This window comes from Kitasatospora misakiensis (assembly GCF_042656005.1).
Lineage (GTDB): Bacteria > Actinomycetota > Actinomycetes > Streptomycetales > Streptomycetaceae > Kitasatospora > Kitasatospora misakiensis.
In genome coordinates, this window is the sequence record NZ_JBHSOF010000019.1 from 1 (window position 1) to 23687 (window position 23687).

The 23687-nt window shown below is 73.7% G+C and carries 14 protein-coding genes; all 14 read right to left on the reverse strand.

What is annotated here, in order from left to right; genetic code table 11:
* Nucleotides 1–177: 177 nt before the first annotated feature.
* Entirely contained in the window at nucleotides 178–1788 is a 1611-nt protein-coding gene (gene cimA, locus ACFP3U_RS16510; protein WP_380226282.1) for a citramalate synthase, read from the reverse strand.
* A 345-nt stretch (nucleotides 1789–2133) separates the two neighbouring features.
* Entirely contained in the window at nucleotides 2134–3246 is a 1113-nt protein-coding gene (locus tag ACFP3U_RS16515) for a branched-chain amino acid aminotransferase (protein WP_380226283.1), read from the reverse strand.
* 220 nt (nucleotides 3247–3466) lie between these two features.
* Nucleotides 3467–4504 (reverse strand): 3-isopropylmalate dehydrogenase, encoded by a 1038-nt coding sequence (locus tag ACFP3U_RS16520; RefSeq protein ID WP_380226284.1) that lies wholly within the window; start codon nucleotides 4502–4504, stop codon nucleotides 3467–3469.
* Nucleotides 4505–4581: 77 nt separating this feature from the next.
* On the reverse strand, nucleotides 4582–5148 hold the full coding sequence (locus tag ACFP3U_RS16525) for a Uma2 family endonuclease (RefSeq protein ID WP_380226285.1): 567 nt from the start codon (nucleotides 5146–5148) through the stop codon (nucleotides 4582–4584).
* Nucleotides 5149–5264: 116 nt separating this feature from the next.
* Complete coding sequence (locus ACFP3U_RS16530; RefSeq protein ID WP_380226286.1) at nucleotides 5265–8654, reverse strand: S8 family serine peptidase; 3390 nt, start codon at nucleotides 8652–8654, stop codon at nucleotides 5265–5267.
* A gap of 277 nt (nucleotides 8655–8931) precedes the next feature.
* Entirely contained in the window at nucleotides 8932–9093 is a 162-nt protein-coding gene (locus tag ACFP3U_RS16535; RefSeq protein ID WP_380226287.1) for a hypothetical protein, read from the reverse strand.
* A 299-nt stretch (nucleotides 9094–9392) separates the two neighbouring features.
* Nucleotides 9393–10973 (reverse strand): phosphoglycerate dehydrogenase, encoded by a 1581-nt coding sequence (serA, locus tag ACFP3U_RS16540; protein WP_380226383.1) that lies wholly within the window; start codon nucleotides 10971–10973, stop codon nucleotides 9393–9395.
* 256 nt (nucleotides 10974–11229) lie between these two features.
* Entirely contained in the window at nucleotides 11230–12228 is a 999-nt protein-coding gene (gene ilvC, locus ACFP3U_RS16545; protein ID WP_380226288.1) for a ketol-acid reductoisomerase, read from the reverse strand.
* Between the two features lie 161 nt (nucleotides 12229–12389).
* Nucleotides 12390–12914, reverse strand: coding sequence for an acetolactate synthase small subunit (ilvN, locus tag ACFP3U_RS16550; protein WP_380226289.1), 525 nt, complete (start codon nucleotides 12912–12914; stop codon nucleotides 12390–12392).
* A 35-nt stretch (nucleotides 12915–12949) separates the two neighbouring features.
* Nucleotides 12950–14797: an acetolactate synthase large subunit gene (locus ACFP3U_RS16555; RefSeq protein WP_380226290.1), complete on the reverse strand. Its 1848-nt coding sequence runs from the start codon at nucleotides 14795–14797 to the stop codon at nucleotides 12950–12952.
* A gap of 309 nt (nucleotides 14798–15106) precedes the next feature.
* Entirely contained in the window at nucleotides 15107–18016 is a 2910-nt protein-coding gene (locus ACFP3U_RS16560; RefSeq protein WP_380226384.1) for a putative bifunctional diguanylate cyclase/phosphodiesterase, read from the reverse strand.
* A gap of 565 nt (nucleotides 18017–18581) precedes the next feature.
* Nucleotides 18582–21617 carry a helix-turn-helix transcriptional regulator gene (locus tag ACFP3U_RS16565; RefSeq protein WP_380226291.1) on the reverse strand — a complete coding sequence of 1012 codons (3036 nt, stop codon included), beginning with the start codon at nucleotides 21615–21617 and terminating at the stop codon, nucleotides 18582–18584.
* A gap of 131 nt (nucleotides 21618–21748) precedes the next feature.
* Nucleotides 21749–21910: a hypothetical protein gene (locus tag ACFP3U_RS16570; RefSeq protein ID WP_380226292.1), complete on the reverse strand. Its 162-nt coding sequence runs from the start codon at nucleotides 21908–21910 to the stop codon at nucleotides 21749–21751.
* A 233-nt stretch (nucleotides 21911–22143) separates the two neighbouring features.
* Nucleotides 22144–23652, reverse strand: a complete 1509-nt coding sequence (gene gatB / locus ACFP3U_RS16575; protein WP_380226293.1) for an Asp-tRNA(Asn)/Glu-tRNA(Gln) amidotransferase subunit GatB — start codon at nucleotides 23650–23652, stop codon at nucleotides 22144–22146.
* Nucleotides 23653–23687: the final 35 nt, after the last annotated feature.

The following is a 23687-nucleotide window of genomic DNA, read 5'->3' on the forward strand; positions in this document are numbered from 1 at the left end:
ACAGCGCCAAAAGCGCCCTCATCACCCTCGTCGAACACGCCCTCCTCGCCCGGCTGCGGTGACCCGGGCGCGCCGTTCGACGGCGCACGGCCGGACCGCCCGCGGGCGAACGGCGCGGCCCACGGACCCTCCGGTCCACGGGCCGCGCCGCCCTGTTACCACGGGCGCCGTCCGGCCCTACGCGGCGTCCGGCTCCAGGCCGGCCCGCAGCAGGCCGTAGGTGTAGGCGTCCTCCAGGCCCAGCCAGGAGGCCGCCACCACGTTGTCGGCCACCCCGACCGTCGACCAGGTCGCGGTGCCGTCGGTGGTCTCGATGAGCACCCGGGTCTTGGACCCGGTGCCGTGCTGGCCCTCCAGGATGCGCACCTTGTAGTCCACCAGCTCCAGCTTGGCGAGCTGCGGGTAGATCCGCTCCAGCGCGGTGCGCAGGGCCTTGTCCAGCGCGTCCACCGGACCGTTGCCCTCGCCGGTGGCCAGCATCCGCTCGCCCTTGGCCCAGAGCTTGACCGTCGCCTCGTTGCCCGCGGCGCCGCCCGGGCCCTGCTCGCTGATGGTGCGCCAGGACTCCAGGGTGAAGTAGCGCTCGCGGCGGCCGCGCACCTCGTCGCGGAGCAGCAGCTCGAAGGAGGCGTCCGCGGACTCGTAGGTGTAGCCGAGGCTCTCCTGCTCCTTGACCCGGGCGACCACCCGACCGGCGAGGTCCCGGTCGGTGGAGAGGTCGTACCCGAGCTCCTTGCCCTTGAGCTCCACGGAGGCGCGGCCGGCCATGTCAGAGACCAGCATCCGCATGGTGTTGCCGACCGTCTCCGGGTCGATGTGCTGGTAGAGGTCCGGGTCGACCTTGATCGCCGAGGCGTGCAGGCCGGCCTTGTGGGCGAAGGCCGAGAAGCCGACGTAGGGCTGGTGGGTGGACGGCGCGAGGTTGACCAGCTCGGCGATCGCGTGGGAGATCCGGGTCATCTCGGCGAGGCTGCCGGGCGGCAGCACCCGGCGGTCGTACTTGAGCTCCAGCGCGCCGACCACCGGGAAGAGGTTGGCGTTGCCGACCCGCTCGCCGTAGCCGTTGGCGGTGCACTGGACGTGGGTGGCGCCGGCCTCGACCGCGGCCAGGGTGTTGGCGACGGCGCAGCCGGTGTCGTCCTGGGCGTGGATGCCCAGCCGGGCGCCGGTCTCGGCGAGGACGTCGGCGACGGTCTCGCGCACCCCGGACGGCAGCATCCCGCCGTTGGTGTCGCAGAGCACCACCACCTCGGCGCCCGCCTCGTGGGCGGTGCGGACCACGGCGAGGGCGTACTCCCGGTTGGCCCGGTAGCCGTCGAAGAAGTGCTCGCAGTCGATGAAGACCCGGCGGTCCCGGGAGCGCAGGTACGCGACGCTGTCCCGGACCATCTCCAGGTTCTCCTCCAGCGTGGTGCGCAGCGCCAGCTCGACGTGGCGGTCGTGGGACTTGGCGACCAGGGTGATCACGGGCGCGCCGGAGTTGACCAGGGCGGCGAGCTGCGGGTCCTCGGCGGCGCTGCCGCCGGCCCGGCGGGTGGCCCCGAAGGCGACCAGCCGGGCGTGCCGGAAGTCCAGCTCGGCGGCGGCCCGGGCGAAGAACTCGGTGTCCCGCGGGTTGGCGCCGGGCCAGCCGCCCTCGATGAAGCCGACGCCGAACTCGTCCAGGTGCCGGGCGATGGCCAGCTTGTCGGCCACCGTGAGGTTGATGCCCTCGCGCTGGGCGCCGTCGCGCAGGGTGGTGTCGAAGACGTGGAACGCGTCGTCGGGGAGGTTGCTCGCCTGGGTCATGACCCTGGGTCTCCGTTCCGGAGGTCGGTTGCTGCTCTGCCGGTTCTGGTTCCGGCTCCACTGTCCAGCATCCCGCGCGCTGCCCGGTGTCCCTCGACCCCTTGTGGGGGCTCCGGCCGGTCCGGGGAAACAAAAAGACCCCTCGCGGATGCGAGAGGTCTGCGCGCGGGTCTGGACGCTGGTGGTCGCCCCGCATCGGTGGTGCGGGAGCGGTCACTGCGGACCGGCGCGCCTGCTGCCAATAATCAGCGAAAGCGAGGACACATCGGAAGTCTGGCACACCCACCCACCATGCGACCCACCCGTCTCGCGATCCGGGACGGGTGGGCCGGTGGGGCGGGCCGATCAGACGATCTTGTGCATCCAGCCGTGGGTGTCGGGGTGCTGGCCGCCCTGGAGGGCCAGCAGGGTGCGGCGCAGCTCCATGGTGATCGGGCCGGGCTCGCCGGTGCCGACCGTCCAGTCGCCGCCGTTGGACTTCACCGAGCCGACCGGGGTGATCGCGGCGGCGGTGCCGCAGGCGAAGACCTCGGTGAGGGTGCCGTCGGCGTTGCCCTGCTTCCACTCCTCGGTGGAGATCCTCCGCTCCTCGACCGCGTAGCCGAGGTCGGCGGCCACCGTCAGCAGCGAGTCACGGGTGATGCCTGGCAGCAGCGCGCCGGACAGCTCCGGGGTGACGACCTTGGCGTCCGCACCCTCGCCGAAGACGAAGTAGAGGTTCATACCGCCCATCTCCTCGATCCACCGGTGCTCGGCGGCGTCGAGCCAGACGACCTGGTCGCAGCCCTTCGCGGCGGCCTCGGCCTGGGCGACCAGGGAGGCGGCGTAGTTGCCGGCGCACTTGGCGGCACCGGTGCCGCCCGGCGCGGCGCGGACGTAGTCCTCGGAGAGCCAGACCGAGACCGGCTTGACGCCGCCCGGGAAGTAGGCGCCGGCCGGCGAGGCGATGATCATGAAGAGGTAGGAGTTGGCGGGGCGGACACCCAGGCCGACCTCGGTGGCGAACATGAACGGACGCAGGTAGAGGCTCTGCTCCGGCTCGTTCGGGACCCAGGCCTGCTCCTGCTGGACCAGCAGCTCGACGGCCTCGACGAAGGTCTCGACCGGCAGCTCCGGCATCCCCAGCCGGCGGGCCGAGGCCTGGAACCGGGCCGCGTTGGCCTCCGGGCGGAAGGTCGCGATCGAGCCGTCGGCCTGGCGGTAGGCCTTGAGGCCCTCGAAGATCGCCTGGCCGTAGTGCAGGGTCATGTTGGCCGGGTCCATCTCGATGGGCGCGTAGGGCGTCAGCTGGGCGTCGTGCCAGCCCCGGCCCTCGGTCCAGCGGACGGTGACCATGTGGTCGGTGAACACTCGCCCGAAGCCCGGGTTGGCCAGCCGGGCCTCGCGCTCCGCCTGGGGAAGCGGGTGGGCGGAGGGCTTGAGGTCGAACGTGATGGGCGCCTGGGTGGGCGTGCTCATGGCTGTCTGTCCTTCACCGTGGGGTTGGTCTGGGCCGCCTCCGCCGGTGAACGTCTCGGCCTCTCACTCCGAAACGGACGTACGACGACACGGCCCACTGTCGATACTCGCATCCAGAGGGCCGTGCCGAACAGTCGCGGGCTCCTTGGGGAACCGCAAGCTGCCGTTATGGGGTCCGGCCCACCGGGGCCGGAACACCGTCTGTCGGGGTTCCGGCCTCCTAGGCGGATACTCGGGCGGCGAGCGCGTCGCCGACCTGGGCGGTGGTGCGGGTCCCGGTCCGCTCGGTGAGGTCCGCGGTGACCGCGGCCTCGATCCGGGCGGCCTCGGCGGCGTACCCGAGGTGGTCGAGGAGCATGGCGACGGACAGCACGGTGGCGGTCGGGTCGGCCTTGCCCTGGCCGGCGATGTCCGGCGCCGAGCCGTGCACCGGCTCGAACATCGACGGGAACGCGCCGCTCGGGTTGATGTTGCCGCTGGCGGCCAGGCCGATCCCGCCGGTGACGGCGGCGGCCAGGTCGGTCAGGATGTCGCCGAACAGGTTGTCGGTCACGATGACGTCGAACCGCTCGGGCTGGGTGACGAAGAAGATGGTCGCCGCGTCGACGTGCAGGTAGTCGGTGGTGACCTCGGGGAACTCGGTGCCGACCTGCTCGAAGATCCGGGTCCACAGGTGGCCGGCGTGCACCAGCACGTTGTTCTTGTGCACCAGGGTGAGCTTCTTGCGCGGGCGCGCCTGCGCCCGGCGGTAGGCGTCGCGGACCACGCGCTCGATGCCGTACGCGGTGTTGAGGCTGACCTCGGTGGCCACCTCCTGCTCGGTGCCGGTGCGCAGCGAGCCGCCGTTGCCGACGTACGGGCCCTCGGTGCCCTCGCGGACGACCACGAAGTCGATCTCCGGCTCACCCGCCAGCGGGGACTTCACCCCGGGGAAGAGCCGGCCCGGCCGGAGGTTGATGTGGTGGTCGAAGGCGAACCGCAGCTTCAGCAGGAGCCCGCGCTCCAGCACCCCGGACGGCACGCTCGGGTCGCCGATGGCGCCGAGCAGGATCGCGTCGTGGGCCTTGAGCTCCGCCAGGACGTCGTCCGGGAGCGTCTCACCGGTGCGGTGGTACCGCCGGGCGCCGAGGTCGAACTCGGTGCTCTCCAGCTTCACATCGGCGGGAAGGACCGCACCCAGCACCTTGAGACCCTCGGCCACCACTTCCTGGCCGATTCCGTCACCGGGGACGACTGCGAGACGAATCGTGCGAGACATGCTCGGAGGCTACTCCGGTGTCCCAGAGCCTGACATCTCACGTCCACCATCCGGACAGCGGCCCCGAGCGGAACCGGTCAGGTGAGGTCGATGTCGACCGGGAAGGGGCGGTCCAGCTTGAGCTGCTTGTGGTGGATGCCGGTCAGCCCGTAGAGCCGCGTCGCCGGGTCGATCTCGTAGGTGTGGACGATGGCCAGCCCCTGCTCGTCCCTCTCCACCCGCCAGAAGTGCGCGATGCCGGCCGCCGCGTACTTGCGCGGCTTGACCTCGCGGTCACGCGCCCGGGACTCCTCGGAGACGATCTCGACGGCGAGCAGGACGTCCTGCGCGTCGCAGTAGGTGCCCTCGGGACCGGTGTCCGCGTGCTCGCTCACGACGGTGAGGTCGGGCTCGGGGCGATTGCGCGCGTCCAGCCGGATCGTCATCTCCCGCCACGCCTGCCAACCGTCCGGGACGGCTGCCTCCAACGCCCGTTCCAGCTTCCGGAGCATGCGCATGTGGAAGAGGGTCTGCGGACTCACGAAGATCAGGCTCCCGTCGAGCAGCTCGGTGTGCGGCGGGAGATCCGGCAGCCGGTCGAGATCCTCGGCCGTGTACCCCTCGGCCGGGGGAATGATCCAATCGGGGTACGGCGCGACGCTCATGGTTCCTCCCATACGGGCATCCTCGTGGCTGTTCTCAGGCTACTCGGACCATCCTCCCGGCACTTCACCCTTTCGAGGGGGCGCCCGGAATCAATCGCGCGCCCCCTCGGGGTGGGTCAGGGGAGGGTCAGGATCTGGCTGTGGTGGGCGGCCGGGTTGAGGTGGTGGAGGAGGAGGACGCGGGAGCGGTCGCCGTCGGTGCGGCGGATGTCGAGGACGGTGGCGGGGTGGACGGGGGCGGCCAGGGCGGTGGGACCGCCGGGGCCGGTGCGGATGTCGACGGCGGGGTGCAGGACGTCGACGGCGAGGGTGGGGCGGGTGCCGCGCAGGCCGATCGCGGAGAAGGCCTCGGCCGGGTCGGGCCGGCCGGCTCCGGCGAGGCCGGTCCACAGGGCGTAGCGGACCGTGCTGTGCCCGGCGCGGACGCCCGGGAGCACGGACAGCCGGACCGGCAGGACCACCGTGTCGGAGTCCAGCAGGGCGGTGTCGGTGTCGCCCCAGCGGGCGTTCAGCGGCTGGACGTCCAGTTCGGCACCGGTGCGGGCGTCCAGGGTCCGGGCCACCAGGACGTCGCTGCCGCGCATCCGGTCGGCCTTGACCACCACGTCGGTGGCGCCGTCCCCGTCGGTGTCCAGGGCGGCCCGGACGCCGAACAGGGCGACCGGGGTGGCGGCCGGCGCCCACACCTGCGCGCCGAGGTAGAGCCGGGCCTCGGCGAGCGGGTCGCCGGCGACGGCCGGCGCGTCGGTGGCGGCGCCGGCGGCCCGCAGATTGGCGGCCCGGTCGCCGGGGCGTTCGACGCAGACGTCCTGGAGGTGCTCGGCCTCCTCGCTGCTGCCCTCGGGGACGAAGCCCGCGCCGGGGCCGACCGCCGCCCCGCTGTTCGGCGGGCAGTCCGCCCAGCGGGCGCCCTCCCCGCCGAGCGCGAAGGCGCTGAGCAGGCCGGGGGCGCCGCCGGGCGCGTCGGTGCCGGTGAGGGCGACCAGCGCGCCGGCCCGGGTGGTGCGGACCGGGTTGGTGGCGGTCAGCTCACTGGCCGGGCGCGGGGCGGCGAACAGCGGCACCCGCAGGCCGGGGGCGGCCGGGTCGTCGGGGGTGAGCAGCAGCCGGCCGGAGAGCTCGCCCCGGTAGCTGCGGGCCCGGCCGCCCTGGAGGGTGGCGATCGTCGGGTCGGGGGCGCGGCCGAGCTCGCCGGGGGCGCTCAGGGTGACCCGGACCCGCGCGGTGCCGCCGGGCGGGACCTCGATCCGGTCGGGTGCGAGCTCGAAGCGGGCGCCGGGGAGCTCGGTGGCGGCCGCGTAGCCGGTCCGGTAGGCGGCCGGGGCGGCGGAGAGGTTGCGTACCTCGACCTCGCGCACCAGGGCGAGTGGTCCGGTGACGGCGACCGGGCCGAAGGAGACGCCGACGGCGCCCTCGACCGCGCCCTCCCCCGCCGCGTAGGCGACGGCCGGGGTGCGGACGGCCCGGTCGACGGCGGCCCGGCCGGCGCCGGTGCGCTCGGGCCCGTAGACCGGGCCGGTGCCGCCGTCGCCGAGCCAGGTGTCCCCGGCGGTGTTCATCAGCGCGGCCTTGAGCTGTTCCACCGTCCAGTCGGGGTGGGCGGCGCGGACCAGCGCGGCCAGCCCGGCGGTGTGCGGGGTGGCCATCGAGGTGCCGTCCTCGCGCTGGCCGCCGGTGCCGCTGCCGACCCGGGCGGACCAGATGGTCTCGCCGGGGGCGGCGAGGTCGGGCTTGACCACGCCCGGCACGCCGATGCCGCGCGAGGTGAAGTCGGTGAGGGTGTCGAGCCGCTGCGGCTGGTCCTGGGCGACGACGCCGTGCAGCGGGTTGCCGGGCGCGGCGAGGCGGACCCGGACCGGGCCGGCGGCGGCGCCCGCGCGGAGCCGTTCGCCGTCGGCGCGGCCGAGCAGGGCGAGCGGGACGCGGTCGTTCCCGGCGATCTCGGCGAGGTGGTCGTCGTCGGCGGCGAGCAGGGCGCCGAGCGCGCCGGCCTCGGCGACGTGGTCGGCGCGCGGGCCGGAGCCGCAGGCCCGCTCGGATTCGCGGGTGCTCCAGGCGAGCACGGCGATCCGGCCGGCGAGCCGCTGCCGGTCGGCCTCGGAGAAGGCCGCGCAGCCGTCCCGCTGGTCGGCGGGCAGGGCGAGTTCCCCGGTCACGTCGGCGGTGGACCAGTCCTGGTAGCGGGCGCTCCAGTGGGCCGGTACGACCCCGGCGAGCGGCTGCGGGTCGAGCACGGTGAGGCCGTCGGCGTCGCTGTGCGGGTCGACGGAGGCCGCGACGGAGACGGCCCGGGCGGCGGTGCCGGGGCTGCCACCGATGGCGTACACGTCGCCCTCGTTGCCCGCGGCGGCGACCACCACGGTGCCGAGCGCGGCGAGCCGGTCGACGGCGAGGGCGTCGGCGTCGTCGGTGGAGCCGAAGCGGCTGCCGAGCGAGAGGTTGAGGACGTCGAGCCGGTCGCTCGGGTCGCCGTCGCCGTTCGGGTCGGCGGCCAGGTCGAGGGCCTGGCCGAGCTGGTCGGTGGAGCCGTCGCAGCCGAACACCCGGATCGCGTAGAGCTGGGCGCCGGGCGCGGCGCCGGGGCCGATCCGGAAGCCGGCCGGGTCCAGGCCGGGCCGGTAGGGGCCGCGGTACGGCTGCCCGTCGGCGGTGACGCCGAGGCCGGCGGCGGTGCCGGCGACGTGGGTGCCGTGGCCGTTGCGGACGCAGTCGATCGGGTTGTCGTCCGGGCGCGGGTCGGGCTGGTAGTGCGGGGAGGACGGGTCGGGCTGGTAGTCGTCGCCGACCAGGTCGCGGCCGCCGACCACCTTGGCGTTCGGGTAGAGGCCGGCCGGCGCGGGCTTCGCCCCGTCGACGGAGCGGAACGCCTCCTCGGTGCCGGGGCCGCCGAAGTCGGCGTGGGTGTAGTCGATGCCGCTGTCGGCGACGCCGATCCGGACGCCCTCGCCGGTGTTGGCGCCGGCCGGGCCGCCGTCGGAGGAGCCGCCCGCCCAGACCGCGGGCGCGCCGGTGACCGGCACCGAGTGCGCGTTGTCCCGCTGCTTGCGGACGATCGGGTGCACGGCCGCGACCCCGGGCAGGGCGCGCAGCGCGGGCAGCCGGTCGGCGGGCACGCCGACGGCGAGGCCGGTGAGCAGGGTGCGGGTGCGGTAGAGCTCCCGGGCGGCGGGGACGGCCTCGTGGACGGCCTCGGCCAGCCGGTCCAGCGCCGTGGAGGAGCGGGTCCGCTGGGCTGCGCCGGCCCGGGCGGCCTCGCCGCGGACGGCCTCCGGGGAGCGGTGGTGGCGCCGGGCCTCGTCCCTGGCCCGCCGCCAGGCGGGTGCGACGGGCTCGGTGGCGAGCTCCAGCAGGACGGCGACGGGTCCGGTGGCGGTCCGGCCCGCCGGGGCCGTCGGCGGGCCGCTGCCGGTGGCCGGGGCGGCGCCGGTGAGCAGGGCCGGTCCGGCGATCAGGGTGAGGGTGAGGCCGAGCCGGGCGAGCGGTCGGCGGACGATGGGGCGACGCATGGTCCTCTCCCCCGGCCGGGGGAACTGATCCGCATGCGGTGCCGCTGACGCCCGCCCGTGCGGCCGTCGATCACCCTTCCGGGGGCCCCAAATTAGGAATATCGCGCCGGTCGGGGCGAGCGACTTCCACCGAACGGCGGCAAGTTGCACTCCTGGGAGTGACAAGCCGTCAGCCCGTCCGGCCCATTCGGATGATGAACGCCGGCCGGGCCCGGGGGCCGCTCACAGACCGGCTCACGCCCCTTCCAGAGCCCGTCCCGAACGCCCGGAGGACCGGTCAGACGCGGCCGGTCGCACCGCCGTTGTCGCGGCGGTCCAGCGCCCGCTGCAGCGCGGCGGCGGCGAAGGGGTTCGGCTCGGCGGCCCGGCGGCGGCGCGGGGCACGGGCCCGCGGGGCGGCGGGGGCGGTGGCGGCGTGACGGTCGGCGGTGGGAGGCATACCGGGGCTCCTTGGATTCGATACGCGCCGGGGAAACGGACGCGGCGGAGGGGAGGAGGGGGGTACACCGGGCAGGGGTCGCCCGCCCATCGGGTGTGGACGCACGCACGGGCCGCGCGCCCTGGCTACAGGGGCGGCACACCGTACGGCTGCCTCCACGGTACGACCCCGGCCCGACGGTGTCTGCACGAATACTTGGATTTCCTACTATCTGAGACGACCGTCACCCGGAGGAACGCAGCAGGGCCCGGACCCCGTACGAACGGGGGTCCGGGCCCTGCTGAGGGGCGGTGCGGGGCTCAGCCCAGGTCGACCGAGCGGGCGAACCGGGCGCCGATCTCGGCGGCGATCACCGACAGCACGTCCTGCGGGATCTCGCTGTCCACGGTGAGGGAGGCGAGCGCGCCGCTGCCGTCGCGGGCCACCTGCATGCCGGCGATGTTGATGCCGGCGTCGCCGAGGTGGCGGCCGAGGACGCCGACCACGCCGGGCCGGTCCTCGTACTTGAAGAAGGCCATGTGGTCGGTGAGCGCGACGTCCACGTCGAAGGCGTCCACGCCGACGATCTTCTGGATCTGCTTGGGGCCGGCCAGCGTGCCGGAGATGGCGATCTCGTCGCCGTCCGCCAGGGTGCCGCGCACGGTGATGACGTTGCGGTGCTCGGGGCTCTCGCTGGAGGTGGTCAGGCGCACCTCGACACCGCGCTCCTGGGCGAACAGCGGGGCGTTGACGTAGGACACCGTCTCCGCCACGACGTCCTCGAAGACACCCTTGAGGGCGGACAGTTCGAGCACCTTGACGTCGTGCTGGGTGATCTCGCCGCGCACCTCGACGTCGAGCCGGACGGCCACCTCGCCGGCCAGCGCGGTGAAGATCCGGCCGAGCTTCTCGGCCAGCGGCAGGCCCGGCCGGACGTCCTCGGCGATCACGCCGCCCTGGACGTTGACCGCGTCCGGCACCAGCTCGCCGGCCAGCGCCAGGCGCACCGACTTGGCGACGGCGATGCCGGCCTTCTCCTGGGCCTCGTCGGTGGAGGCGCCCAGGTGCGGGGTGGCGACCACGTTGTCGAGGGCGAACAGCGGCGAGTCGGTGCACGGCTCCTTGGCGTACACGTCGAGGCCGGCGCCGGCCACCCGGCCGTCGCGCAGGGCGCTCAGCAGCGCGGCCTCGTCGACGATGCCGCCGCGGGCGGCGTTGACGATGCGGACGGTCGGCTTGACCTTGTGCAGCGCCTCGTCGCCGATCAGGCCGAGGGTCTCCGGGGTCTTCGGGAGGTGGACGGTGATGAAGTCCGAGACCTCCAGCAGCTCCTCCAGCGAGACCAGCTTGACGCCCATCTGCGCGGCGCGGGCGGCCTGGATGTAGGGGTCGTACGCGACGATCTTCATGCCGAACGCGGACATCCGCTGGGCGACCAGCACGCCGATCCGGCCGAGGCCGACCACGCCGAGGACCTTCTCGCTCAGCTCGACGCCGGTGTACTTGTTGCGCTTCCACTCGCCGCCCTTGAGCGCGGCGTTGGCCGGCGCGATGTTGCGGGCGACGGAGATCAGCAGACCGCAGGCGAGCTCGGCGGCGGTGACGATGTTGGAGGTCGGCGCGTTCACGACCATCACGCCGGCCTTGGTGGCGGCGGCGACGTCCACGTTGTCGAGACCGACGCCGGCGCGGGCGACGACCTTGAGCTTGCGGGCGGCGGCCAGCGCCTCGGCGTCGATCTTGGTGGCCGAGCGGATCAGGACGGCGTCCACGTCCGCGATCGCGGCCAGCAGCTCGGCGCGGTCCGCGCCGTTGCACTGGCGGATCTCGAAGTCGGGACCGAGGGCGTCGACGGTGGCGGGCGACAGCTCTTCGGCGATCAGTACTACGCCAGATTTCACAGTTGTAGCAGTGCTCACGACAGTGTGTCCTTAACTGTCCGGTTCTCCCCGGTCCCAGGCACGAGGGTGGCCTTGCCGGGCGGGGGGAAGGTGGCATGCCGCGTAGCTAGACGCACGACGCTGTGGGCCTGACGCGCACTCGGAAGTGTATCGACGGGCTGGGTGGCAGGCTGCTCCCGTCCGGCAAAATCACCCGGACGGGAGCCGCCTGCTTGTACAAGGGGGAGGCGACCGAGCGGCGCGCTCCCCCGAGGCCTTACGCCTCTTCCTTGACCCAGCTCATCAGCTTGCGGAGCTTCTTGCCGGTGGTCTCCAGCAGGTGGTCCTCGTCGGCCTTCTTGTACTCGTTGTACTTCGGCAGACCGGCCTTGTACTCGGCGATCCAGGTGTTGGCGAAGGTGCCGTCCTGGATCTCGGCGAGGACCTTCTTCATCTCGGCCTTGGTGGCGTCGGTGATGATCCGCGGGCCGGTGACGTAGTCGCCCCACTCGGCGGTCTCGGAGACCGACCAGCGCATCTTCTCCAGGCCGCCCTCGTACATCAGGTCGACGATGAGCTTCAGCTCGTGCAGGCACTCGAAGTAGGCGATCTCCGGCTGGTAGCCGGCCTCGACCAGGGTCTCGAACCCGGCCTTCACCAGGGCGGCGGTGCCACCGCAGAGGACGGCCTGCTCACCGAACAGGTCGGTCTCGGTCTCCTCGGTGAAGGTGGTCTTGATGACGCCGGCCTTGGTGGCGCCCAGGCCCTTGGCGTAGGACAGCGCCAGGGCGAAGGCGTTGCCGGAGAAGTCCTGCTCGACGGCGACGATCGCCGGGACGCCGCGGCCCTCCTCGTACTGGCGGCGGACCAGGTGGCCCGGGCCCTTCGGGGCGACCATGCAGACGTCGACGTCGGCCGGCGGCTTGATGAAGCCGTAGCGGATGTTCAGGCCGTGGCCGAAGAACAGCGCGTCGCCGGCCTTCAGGTGCGGGGCGATGTCGGCCTCGTAGACATCGGCCTGGATCGGGTCCGGGACCAGGATCATGATGACGTCGGCCTCGGCTGCGGCCTCGGCGGGGGTGACCACGCGCAGGCCGGCCTCCTCGGCCTTCTGCCGGGAGGTGGACTCCGGCTTCAGACCGACCCGGACGTCCGCACCCGAGTCGCGCAGGGACAGCGCGTGGGCGTGGCCCTGGCTGCCGTAGCCGATGACCGCGACCTTGCGGCCCTGGATGATGGACAGGTCGGCGTCGTCTTCGTAGAACAGCTCGGCCACGGGGGACATCTCCTTGCGAGTGGTTTGCCTGGGTCGGCGTCGGTTTCCACCGTATGCGGACCCGGTGAAGGATGGAGCGGTGATTCAGGGTGTGAGACAGCGGGCGGTGCCGCGCGCCGGCGCGTCGCTGAAAGGGTGGTGGCGGGCGACGGGCGGGCGGGTCAGGCGCTGCGGTCGAGGGCGCGCAGCGAGCGGTCCGTGATCGACCGGGCGCCGCGCCCGACGGCGACCAGGCCGGACTGGACCAGCTCCTTGATGCCGTAGGGCTCCAGCATCCGGAGCATGGCCTCCAGCTTGTCCGAACTGCCGGTGGCCTCGATGGTCACCGCGTCCGGGGACACGTCGACCGTCTTGGCGCGGAACAGCTGGACGATCTCGACGATCTGCGACCGGGTCTCGTTGTCGGCGCGGACCTTCACCAGGACCAGTTCCCGCTGGATCGCGGCGGACTGGTCGAGTTCGACGATCTTTATCACGTTGACGAGCTTGTTGAGCTGCTTGGTGACCTGTTCCAGCGGGAGGTCCTCGACGTTGACCACGATGGTCATCCGGGACACGTCCGGATGCTCAGTCGGGCCGACGGCGAGGGAGTCGATGTTGAAGCCCCGACGGGAGAACAGCGCGGCGATCCGGGCGAGCACGCCGGGCTTGTTCTCGACCAGGACGGAGAGGGTGTGCTTGGACATGGGTCGTGGGTTCCCTTGGTCGTTCCGGAGGGGGCTCAGTCGAGGTCGTCGCCGAAGTCGGGACGCACGCCGCGGGCGAACTGGATCTCGTCGTTGCTGGTGCCGGCCGCGACCATCGGCCAGACCATGGCGTCCTGGTGGACGATGAAGTCGATGACCACCGGGCGGTCGTTGATCTCCATCGCCTGCTTGATCACCGCGTCGAGGTCCTCGGGGCGCTCGCAGCGCAGGCCGACGCAGCCCATCGCCTCGGCGAGCAGGACGAAGTCGGGGATCCGGGTGCCCTGGGCGGGCGGCTCGATGCCGTCGTGGTCGGGGCCGGAGTGCAACACGGTGTTGGAGTAGCGCTGGTTGTAGAACAACGTCTGCCACTGCCGGACCATGCCCAGCGAGCCGTTGTTGATGACCGCGACCTTGATCGGGATGTCGTTCAGGGCGCAGGTGACCAGCTCCTGGTTGGTCATCTGGAAGCAGCCGTCGCCGTCGATCGCCCAGACCGCGGCCTCCGGGCGGCCGGCCTTGGCGCCCATCGCGGCCGGCACCGCGTAGCCCATCGTCCCGGCGCCGCCGGAGTTGAGCCAGGTGCCCGGCTTCTCGAACCGGATGAACTGCGAGCTCCACATCTGGTGCTGGCCGACGCCCGCCGCGTAGACGGCGTCCGGGCCGACCAGCCGACCGATCCGCTCGATGACCTGCTGCGGGGAGAGCTCACCGGCGGGCGCGGGCTCGTAGCCCACCGGGTAGGTCTTCTTCCACTCGTCGAGCCGCTCCCACCAGTCCGCGTAGTCGCCCTTGTGGCCGGCGTCGAACTCGGCCTGGACGGCGACCACGAGGTCGGCCAGCACCTCGCGGGCGTCGCCGACGATCGGCACGTCGGCCGGGCGGTTCTTGCCGATCTCGGCCGGGTCGATGTCGGCGTGGACGACCTTGGCGTACGGCGCGAAGCTGTCCAGCTTGCCGGTGACCCGGTCGTCGAAGCGGGCGCCGAGGGTGAAGAGCAGGTCGGCCTTCTGGAGCGCGGTGACGGCCGGGACGGAGCCGTGCATGCCGGGCATGCCCAGGTGCTGCGGGTGGCTGTCCGGGAAGGCGCCGAGCGCCATCAGGGTGGTGACCACCGGGGCGCCGGTCAGCTCGGCCAGGATGCGCAGCTCCGCCGTGGCGCCGGCCTTGACGACGCCGCCGCCGACGTACAGGACCGGGCGCTTGGCGGTGACCAGCAGCTTCGCGGCCTCGCGGATCTGCTTGGCGTGCGGCTTGGTCACCGGGCGGTAGCCGGGCAGCGAGGTCTCGACCGGCCAGCGGAAGGTGGTGGTGGCCTGGAGGGCGTCCTTGGCGATGTCGACCAGGACCGGGCCGGGGCGGCCGGTGGCGGCGATGTGGAACGCCTCGGCGATCACCCGGGGGATCTCGGCCGGGTCGGTGACCAGGTAGTTGTGCTTGGTGATCGGCATGGTGATGCCGCAGATGTCCGCCTCCTGGAAGGCGTCCGTGCCGATCGCCTTGGAGGTGACCTGGCCGGTGATGGCGACGATCGGCACCGAGTCCATGTACGCGTCGGCGATCGGGGTGACCAGGTTGGTGGCCCCCGGACCGGAGGTCGCCATGCAGACGCCGACCCGGCCGGTGGCCTGCGCGTAGCCGGTGGCCGCGTGGCCGGCGCCCTGCTCGTGGCGGACCAGGATGTGGCGGACCTTGGTGGAGTCCATCAGCGGGTCGTACGCGGGAAGGATGGCGCCGCCGGGGATGCCGAAGACGGTGTCCGCGCCGACGGCCTCCAGCGAGCGGATGAGCGACTGGGCGCCGGTCATGGTCTCGACGACGTGCTGGGGAGCGTGGGCGGCCGGGGTGTCCCCGCGGCGGGGGGATGCGGCGTGCTCGGTCATCTGCCTGTCTCTTCTCGGTTCTGGCCGACCCGGTGGTTGCGGGCCCCGGTCGGTCGAGGGGTGGGGTCCCGCGTGCGGGCCGATCGCCGGCTCTGCCCCAATCGTCCCTTTCGCGGGGCCTCGGGGCCAGGGTCTTGCGGTGGTGGAACAGCGTCAGTGCAACAAAAAACCCCTCGTGCCCAAGGGCATGCGAGGGGTGGCGCGTCGGTCTGTCACGAACGGGACGGGTCCCGCTCAGCCGACGCGCCCGCCAAGTACGAGAATTCGGGTGCGCATGGCAACGACCTTCCTCCCGTCAAGGGTCGACTGTCAAGCAGGTGGGACGACAGTCTCGCCATGCGGACCGGCTCCCGGACCGGCCACGGCCGGGTGTTCGGGCAGGTCGGAGGCGTTGTGGTGAGGTACGACACGCCCTGCGGCGGCCTCGCCGCGGCCACTCGTCCGGGTGTCCGCGGCCAGGTGGGGGCGGCGCGCGGGCAGCGGGCCGAGCGGCCGGGGCACCGGGTACGCGCGGCGGGCCAGCTCGCGCCGCAGCCGGGTCTCGTCGAGCGGCGCGGCGAAGGCCGAGCCCTGGGCCTGGCGACAGCCCAGCTCCTGCAGCACGGCCACCTGGCGGGGCAGGTCGACGCCCTCGGCGGCGGTGACCAGGCCGAGGTCCCGGCCGAGCCGCAGGGCGTGCCCGGCCAGGGTCCTGGCGAGCGCCGACTCGCCCAGATCCTGGACCAGCGAACGGTCCAGCTTCAGACCGTCGAAGGGGAGCCGGACCAGCGCCCCGAGCGAGCCGCTGCCGGCCCCGAAGCCGGCCAGGGCGGTGGCGACGCCGAGCCGGCGCAGCGCGTCCAGCCGGCGGCCGAGCTCGTCGGCCAGGTCGTCCGGGCCCATCCGGGCCACCTCGACGATCAGCTGGCCGCCCGGCAGTCCGCTGTCGCGCAGGGCCGCGACCACCGCCTCGTACAGGCCGGGCGCGCAGAGCCGCTCGGCGGAGAGCCGGACGGACACCGGGACGGGCGGCGCGGCGCTGCGGCCCCGGGCGGCCGGGCCGCGGCGCAGCGCGGCGGCGGCCACCGCCTCGCGGAGCAGCCAGCGGGAGAACCGCGCGGCGGCGTCCCCGGGCTCGGTGGAGCGCAGGAACTCGGCGGGGGTGAGCAGCAGGCCCTGGGCGGAGCGCCAGCGGGCCTGGGCCTCGACGGCGGTGACCGCGCCGCTGACGAGGTCCACCACGGGCTGGTGGAGCAGGGTGAAGCCGCCCTCCCGGACGGCCACGCGCAGGCGTTCGTCCAGCTCGGTGCGGCGCTCCAGGTCGGCGCGCATGGCCGGGGTGTAGAGCATCACCCGGCCCTTGCCCTCGGACTTGGCGCGGTACATCGCGAGGTCGGCGTTGCGCATCAGCTCGTCGGCGGCGGCCCGCGGGTCGGCGGCCGGGCCGCGCTCGGGGGTACCGAAGGCGATGCCGATGCTGGCGGCGACGCTGAGTTCGCTGCCCCCGATCCAGTAGGGCTCGGAGAGCGCGCCCCGCAGCCGCTCGGCGAGCTCCTGGACCTGGAGGCGGCCGAGCGGGCCGCAGACCAGGGCGGCGAACTCGTCGCCGCCGAACCGGGCCACGGTGTCCCCGGAGCGGACGGCGCCCTGGAGCCGGCGGGCGGCCTGGACCAGCAGCTCGTCGCCGACCTGGTGGCCGGCGGTGTCGTTGACCGCCTTGAAGCCGTCCAGGTCGAGGAAGAGCACGGCGACCCCGGCGCCCGCCTCGTCCTGCTGGCTGCGGGCGGCCAGCGCGCCGCGCAGGCGCTGGGTGAACAGCGCCCGGTTGGGCAGGTCGGTGAGCGGGTCGTGGAAGGCGTTGTGCTGCAGCTGGGCCTGCAGCATGACCCGTTCGGTGACGTCGCGGCTGTTCAGGATCAGGCCGTCGCGGTACCGGTCGACGGTGGACTCGACGTGCAGCCAGTCGCCGGCGCCGGAGCCGATCCGGCACTCCACCCGGGCCGCGGGCAGCGGTTCGGCGCCGGGGTCGCGGTGGGCGGCCAGCCGGCCGCGGGCCAGGAAGCGGCGGACCTCCAGCAGCACCCGGTCGACGTCCTCGGGGTGGATGAGGTCGAGCAGGTTGCCGCCGACCAGCTCCTCCGGGTCGCGCCCGTAGACGCCGAGCGCGGCCGGGGAGACGTAGGAGAGCACGCCGTTGGCGCCGGCGATCATGATGACGTCGCTGGAGCCCTGCACCAGGGAGCGGAAGTGCGCCTCCTTGTGGGCGAGCTCCTGGGCCAGCGAGAGGTTGTCGAGCAGCATGATGCCCTGCCGCAGGATCAGCGCCAGGCCGACGGTGCAGGCCGCCGCGGCCACCACCCGGTCCAGCGAGCGCCCGCCGAGGGCGTTGTAGAGGATACCGGCGGTGCAGACCGCGGCGGCCGCGTACGGGGTGAGCGCGCTGAAGGTGGTGGCCACCCGGCGGCGGGGCAGGCCGCCGAGGGCGGGGTGCTCGCGCAGCGGGCGGCGCCAGCGCGGGGACCACGGCGCCCAGGCGAGCAGCAGGCTGCCGGCGAACCAGCCGGCGTCCAGCAGTTCGCCGGAGTGGTAGCTGCCGCGCAGCTCGGGCGAGGTGAACAGGGCGTCGCAGAGCACCGTGACGGCGAGGCCGACCATGGCGGTGTGGACCGCGGCGCGGTTGCCGTCCCGGCCGCCGAAGCGCAGGCCGACGACGAGCGAGACGAGCAGGATGTCCAGCACCGGGTAGGCCAGGTTGAGGGCCAGCCGCAGCGGGGAGCCGGCCTCGCCGGCCGCGGTGCGGCCGAGGGCCAGGCTCCAGCTGAGGGTGAACAGCGAGCCGGCCACCAGCCAGCCGTCCAGCAGCAGGCAGAGCCAGCCGGCGGCGGTGCGGGGGCGCTGGGCGAGCACCAGGACGCCGGTGATGGCGAGCGGGGCGAACAGCAGGAAGGCGTACTCGGCGAGCGAGTTCGGCGGCAGCGGGGTCCGCTCGACCAGCTCGTACCAGCCCCAGGTGCCGTTGCCGAAGGCGACCATCAGCGAGGAGAGGCCGAACAGCAGCCAGGCCGGGCGGGCGTGGCCGCCGACCGTGCAGCCGTACGCGAGGCAGGAGAGCGCGGCGGCGAGGGCGGCGGCGGCCAGGCCGAAGTCGCCCATGAAGACGGCGATCTGGCGCGAGCCCCAGCCGAGCGCGGCGCCCAGGGTGTAGGCGAGGCAGAGCACGCCGAGGACGGCGCCGGGCAGCTTGCGGCTGTCGAGCGCCCGGCGGAGCGGCCCGGGTCTCGCGCCGCCGCCCGCCGGCCCGAACGGGGGCGGTCCGGCGGCGCGGACGCCGTGCGGTGCCGGGCCGGGCCACGGCGGGCCGTCCACGGGCAGGGCGGTGTCCGGTGCCTGGGGCCGTCCGGCTCCGGGCAGCACCGCGTCGGTGGAGCTCACTCGGCCTCTCCCCCTCCGGCCCGGGGCCTCGCGCCCCGGTCACGAACCACCGGCCGCGCGCCTGGTGGCCGTGCGCGGTGACCTGGCGCCCCGACAGGGCGGTGGCCCAGGGGGCGGGGGGCCTGCCGGCCGTCCCGCCACACCGATGTTCCCGTTCGGGACCCTACACCACTTCGGTCACTCAATGACACGCACACTCAACTTAGAGTAATGGTCCCGGGGTGGGGTGGTGGGGCCGATTCCGCCGAAACCGGCCGGTCGGCGGGGGCGCGCGAACCGGGGCTCACGCGGCGCGCACGGGAGCACACGGAGGCGCCCGCCCGGCAGCGGCCGAGGTGGCGGCCGGACCGGACGGGCGACGGCGGGCGGGCGGTCAGCGGCCGACCGGGCTCAGGTCCTCGGGGAACAGCCGCAGGCGGTGGGCGAGCGCGGCGGCTTCGCCCCGGCCGGCCACCGCGAGCTTGCCGAGGATGTTGGACACGTGCACGCTCGCGGTCTTCGGCGAGATGTACAGCTCCTCGGCGATCTGCCGGTTGGTGCACCCCCGGGCGAGCAGACGGAGCACGTCCCGCTCACGGGGGGTGAGGCCGAGGGATTCGCCGGCCGGCACCGCCGCGGCGGGCAGCGGACGGTCCGCGGCCACCGCCAGGCCGGCCCGTCCGGCCAGCGCGTCGACCTCGGCGCGGAGCCGGGCGTCGGACCGGGCGGACGCCAGTTCCCGTGCCTCGCGCAGGAGTTCGACAGCGGACTCGCGGCGGCCGGCCAGCACCTCGGCCTCGCCGGCCCGCAGCAGGGCGACCGCCAGCGGGTACGGCAGGCCGGTCGGCCGCAGCGTCGCGACCGCGCCGGCCCAGTGCTCCGGGGTGTCCGCCCCCTCGGCGCGGGCCAGTTCGGCCTCCAGCAGCCGGGCCCAGCCGTGGTGCAGCGGCACGGTCGGGGTCAGCGCGGCCGCCGTCGAGGCGATCCGGGCCAGTACGGCGGCCCGGCCCGGGTCGGCCTCCGGCAGGCCCCGGCTGTCCGCCTCGGCGGCGGCGCCGTCCACCAGCAGCGGGTAGAGGTCGGCGAGGTAGCCGCACCGGAGGTCCTCGTCCAGGGCCGCGAGCAGCTCGGCGCGGGCGTCCAGCGGGCGGCCGGCGCCGACGGCGATCCGCAGCGCCAGCCGCGCGATCGGGACGGAGTGCTGGAGCTGGCCGATCCGGTTGGCCGCCCGGGCCTGCGCCAGCAGCGCGGCGGCGCCGGCCAGGTCGCCGCGGAGCAGGGCGAGTTCGCCGCGCATCCGGTCCAGGAACTCCGCGTGGGTGCCGGTCGAGCCGATCAGGTCGCACTCGGCGAGCACCCGCTCGGCCTCGTCGATCCGCCCGAGGTCCATCAGCGCCTCGGCGAGGTTGCCGGTCAGGATGGTGCCGATGTTGCGCTGCAGGCCGTTGCCGCGGGCGGACTCCAGCCCCTCGCGGGCGAGCGCCGCCGCCTCCTCGGCGCGGCCGAGCCCGCGCTGCATCGAGGACAGGTTGTTGATGCCGCGCAGCAGGACGTCCGGTGCGCCGATCCGCCGGGTGGCCTCCACGGCCGCGGTGAGCTGGGCGACCGCGGTCTCCGGGTCGGAGTCGAGGTCGTTGCGCAGCCCGCTGAGCGTCATCAGGGCGTGCTGCTCGACGGCGTGCGCGCCCACCTCGCGGGCGATCCGGACGGCCCGCTCGGCGAGCTCGACCAGTTCGGGCCGAGGGTTGGAGAGCATCCCGCTGCCGGCGCCGAGCGCGAACACCTCGGCCTGGACGGCGGACGGCGGCAGGTGCTCGACCAGCCGGTGCGCGTACGCGATCTCCTCCTCGTCGCCGGAGCGGCGCAGGTGGCCGAGCATCCGGGCCCGGTTGATCCGGAACCAGGCGGCGCGGGCCGGGTGCCCGGTCTCGTCGACCAGCTTGAGCGCCCGCTTGGCCAGGCTCAGGCCGCGCTCGCGGTCGCCGCTGCGACGGGCCGCGACCACCGCCTCGGCCAGTACGTCGATCAGGCAGAGCCGCGCGCAGCCGGCGTTGTGCCGGTCCGCGTCGCAGGAGCAGGGCGGATAGGTCTCGGCCCAGTCGTGCGGGCGCAGGGTGCCCTCCAGCACGTCCTCGGAGACCTCGTCCCAGAGCTCCAGGGCGCGCTCCAGCATCCGCAGCTGCTCGGCGAAGGCGTTGCGCCGGCGGGCGGCCCGGGCGGCCTCCAGGGCGGTCGGCAGGGCCCTGGCCGGATCGTGCGCGTGGTACCAGTAGTTGGCCAGCCGGGCGGGCCGGACGTCGGAGCCGACCAGGTGCGGGTCGGCCTCCAGCGCGGCGGCGAACCGCCGGTTGATCCGGTGCCGTTCGCCGGGCAGCAGGTCGTCCGAGACGGCCTCGCGGACCAGCGCGTGCCGGAACCGGTAGCCGTCGCCGTCGGTGTCCGGGCGCAGGATGTTGGCGCCGACGGCGGCCCGGAGCGAGGCGATCAGCTCCTCCTCGTCGTCCAGGACGGCGGCGAGCAGGGCGTGCTCGACGTAGGAGCCGCCCTCGGCGGCGATCCGCAGGACGCGCTGGGTCTGCTCGTCCAGGGCCTCGACCCGGACCAGCAGCATGTCCCGGAGCGAGTCGGTGAGCCCGGCCGAGCAGCCCTCGCGGAAGGCCGTGGCGAGCTCCTCGACGAAGAAGGGGTTGCCCTCCGAGCGGCGGTGGATCCGCGCGACCAGCTCCCGGTCCGGGGCGGCGGTGCCGAGGATGCCGGCCAGCTGGGCGGCCACCTCGACGGGCCCGAAGCGCTCCAGTTCGGTCCGCTGCACGGTGCGCAGCCGCTCCAGCTCGGCCAGGAACGGCCGCAGCGGGTGGCGGCGGTGCAGGTCGTCGCTGCGGTAGGTGGCGACCAGCAGCACCCGGGCCCGGTGCAGGGTGCGGACCAGGTAGGCCAGCAGCTCCCGGGTGGAGCGGTCGGACCAGTGGAGGTCCTCGACGGCGAGCACGAGGGTACGGTCCGTGCCGAGTCGTTCGAACAGCCTCGCGGTGTGCTCGAACAGCCGGGCTCGTCCGTACTCGTCGTTGGGTTCGCCGTCGGCCTCGCCGAAGTCCGGCATCAGCCGGGCGAGGTGACCTTCCATCCCGGCCGCCGCGGCCTCCAGCTCGGCGCCCAGGCCGCGGTGCAGCCGGCGCAGCGCGGTGGCCAGCGGCGCGTACGGCAGGCCCTCGGCGCCGACCTCCAGACAGCCGCCGACGGTGGTGATCACGTTGTCGTGGCAGGCCTGCCGGAGGAACTCCTCCAGCAGCCTGGTCTTGCCGACCCCGGCCTCGCCGCCGATCAGCACGGTCTGCGGCTGCCCGTCGCCGGCCCTGCGCAGCGCGTCCAGCAGGACGGTGAGTTCCGGATCGCGGCCGACGAAGACGGGACTCACCGATATCTGCTGCATGGAGGCGAGCATGCCATAGAGGTCATCCGCCGTCCGAGCGGTTATCCCGCCCTCCGAACGCCCGGAGGGGGAGGCGCACCCCCGTGTCGCCTCCCCCTCCGGTCCTCGCACGGCACCTTGGTGCCGGTTCGTCAGCATTCGCTCGTGCGGACGGCGCCCCGCTGGGTGCGGAAGGCCACATTCGGGCGCCAGCCGGTGCGCTTGGCGCCCTTGGCCGTACGGACCAGGCGCTCGTGCTCGGCGACGGCCTGAAGTTCGCGCTCGTGCTGCTTGATGAGCTCGTACTCGATCACGGTGTTTCCCCTCGTGGGTTTCGGTGTCTCTCTCGTGCTCTCTCGTGCTGAGGTAGAGACTCCTCCCCCAGAGGGGTGGGCCACATCGGCAGCCTGCCGGATGTTCCGGGGGCCGGTCGCCTTAGGGGTGGGGCGGCGGGGACGGCAAAGGCCCGGCCTCACCCCTGATGAAGGGTAAGACCGGGCCTTGGGCGCCTAAGTAGGCCTTAGATCGCCTTATGAGCCTTAGAAACTCAGGCCGAAGCGCCCAGCTTCTCCAGGATCAGATCCTTGACGCGCGCCGCGTCGGCCTGGCCGCGGGTGGCCTTCATGACCGCGCCGACCAGCGCGCCGACCGCGGCGACCTTGCCGTCGCGGATCTTGGCGGCGATCGCCTCGTTCTCGGCGATGGCCTGGTCCACGGCGGCACCGAGCGCGGAGTCGTCCGAGACCACGGCCAGGCCGCGCTTCTCGACGACCTCGTCCGGCTCGCCCTCGCCGGCCAGCACGGCCTCGATGACCTGGCGGGCCAGCTTGTCGTTCAGCTTGCCCTCGGCGACCAGCGCGGTGACCCGGGCGACCTGCGCCGGGGTGATCGGCTGCTCGGCCAGCTCGGTGCCGGTCTCGTTGGCGCGGCGGGCCAGCTCGCCCATCCACCACTTGCGGGCCTGGTCGGCCGGGGCGCCGGCGGCGATGGTCTGCTGGATCGGCTCGACGGCGCCGGCGTTCAGCACCGACTGCATGTCCTTGTCGGTCAGGCCCCACTCGGCCTGCAGCCGGTCCCGGCGCACCCGGGGCAGCTCGGGCAGCGCGGCGCGCAGCTCCTCGACCCAGGCGCGGGACGGCGCGACCGGCACCAGGTCCGGTTCCGGGAAGTACCGGTAGTCCTCGGCGTTGTCCTTGATCCGGCCGGCGGTGGTGCTGCCGTCCTCCTCGTGGAAGTGCCGGGTCTCCTGGACGATCGTGCCGCCGTCGGTCAGCACGGTGGCGTGCCGCTGGATCTCGAAGCGGGCGGCCCGCTCCACGCTGCGCAGCGAGTTGACGTTCTTGGTCTCCGAGCGGGTGCCGAAGGTCTCGGTGCCGTTCGGGCGCAGCGACAGGTTGACGTCGCAGCGCATCTGGCCCTTGTCCATCCGGGCCTCGGAGACGCCCAGCGAGCGGATCACCTCGCGCAGCTCGGCGACGTACGCGCGGGCGACCTCGGGGGCCCGCTCGCCGGCGCCGACGATCGGCTTGGTGACGATCTCGATCAGCGGGATGCCGGCCCGGTTGTAGTCCAGCAGCGAGTGGGTCGCGCCGTGGATCCGGCCGGTCGCGCCGCCGACGTGGCTGGACTTGCCGGTGTCCTCCTCCATGTGGGCGCGCTCGATCTCCACCCGGAAGGTCGTGCCGTCCTCCAGCTGCACGTCGAGGTAGCCGTTGAAGGCGATCGGCTCGTCGTACTGCGAGGTCTGGAAGTTCTTCGGCATGTCCGGGTAGAAGTAGTTCTTCCGCGCGAACCGGCACCACTCGGCGATCTCGCAGTTCAGCGCCAGGCCGATCTTGACGGCCGACTCGACGCCCACCGCGTTGACGACCGGCAGCGAGCCCGGCAGGCCCAGGCAGGTCGGACAGACCTGGCTGTTGGGCTCGGCGCCCAGCTCGGTCGAACACCCGCAGAACATCTTGGTCTTGGTGCCCAGCTCGACGTGGACCTCCAGGCCCATCACCGGGTCGTACGACGCGAGAGCGTCCTCGTAGGAGACCAGGTTCATGACGCTCACAGCGTCCCCTTCACTAAAAAGTCTTCGGTGGTGCG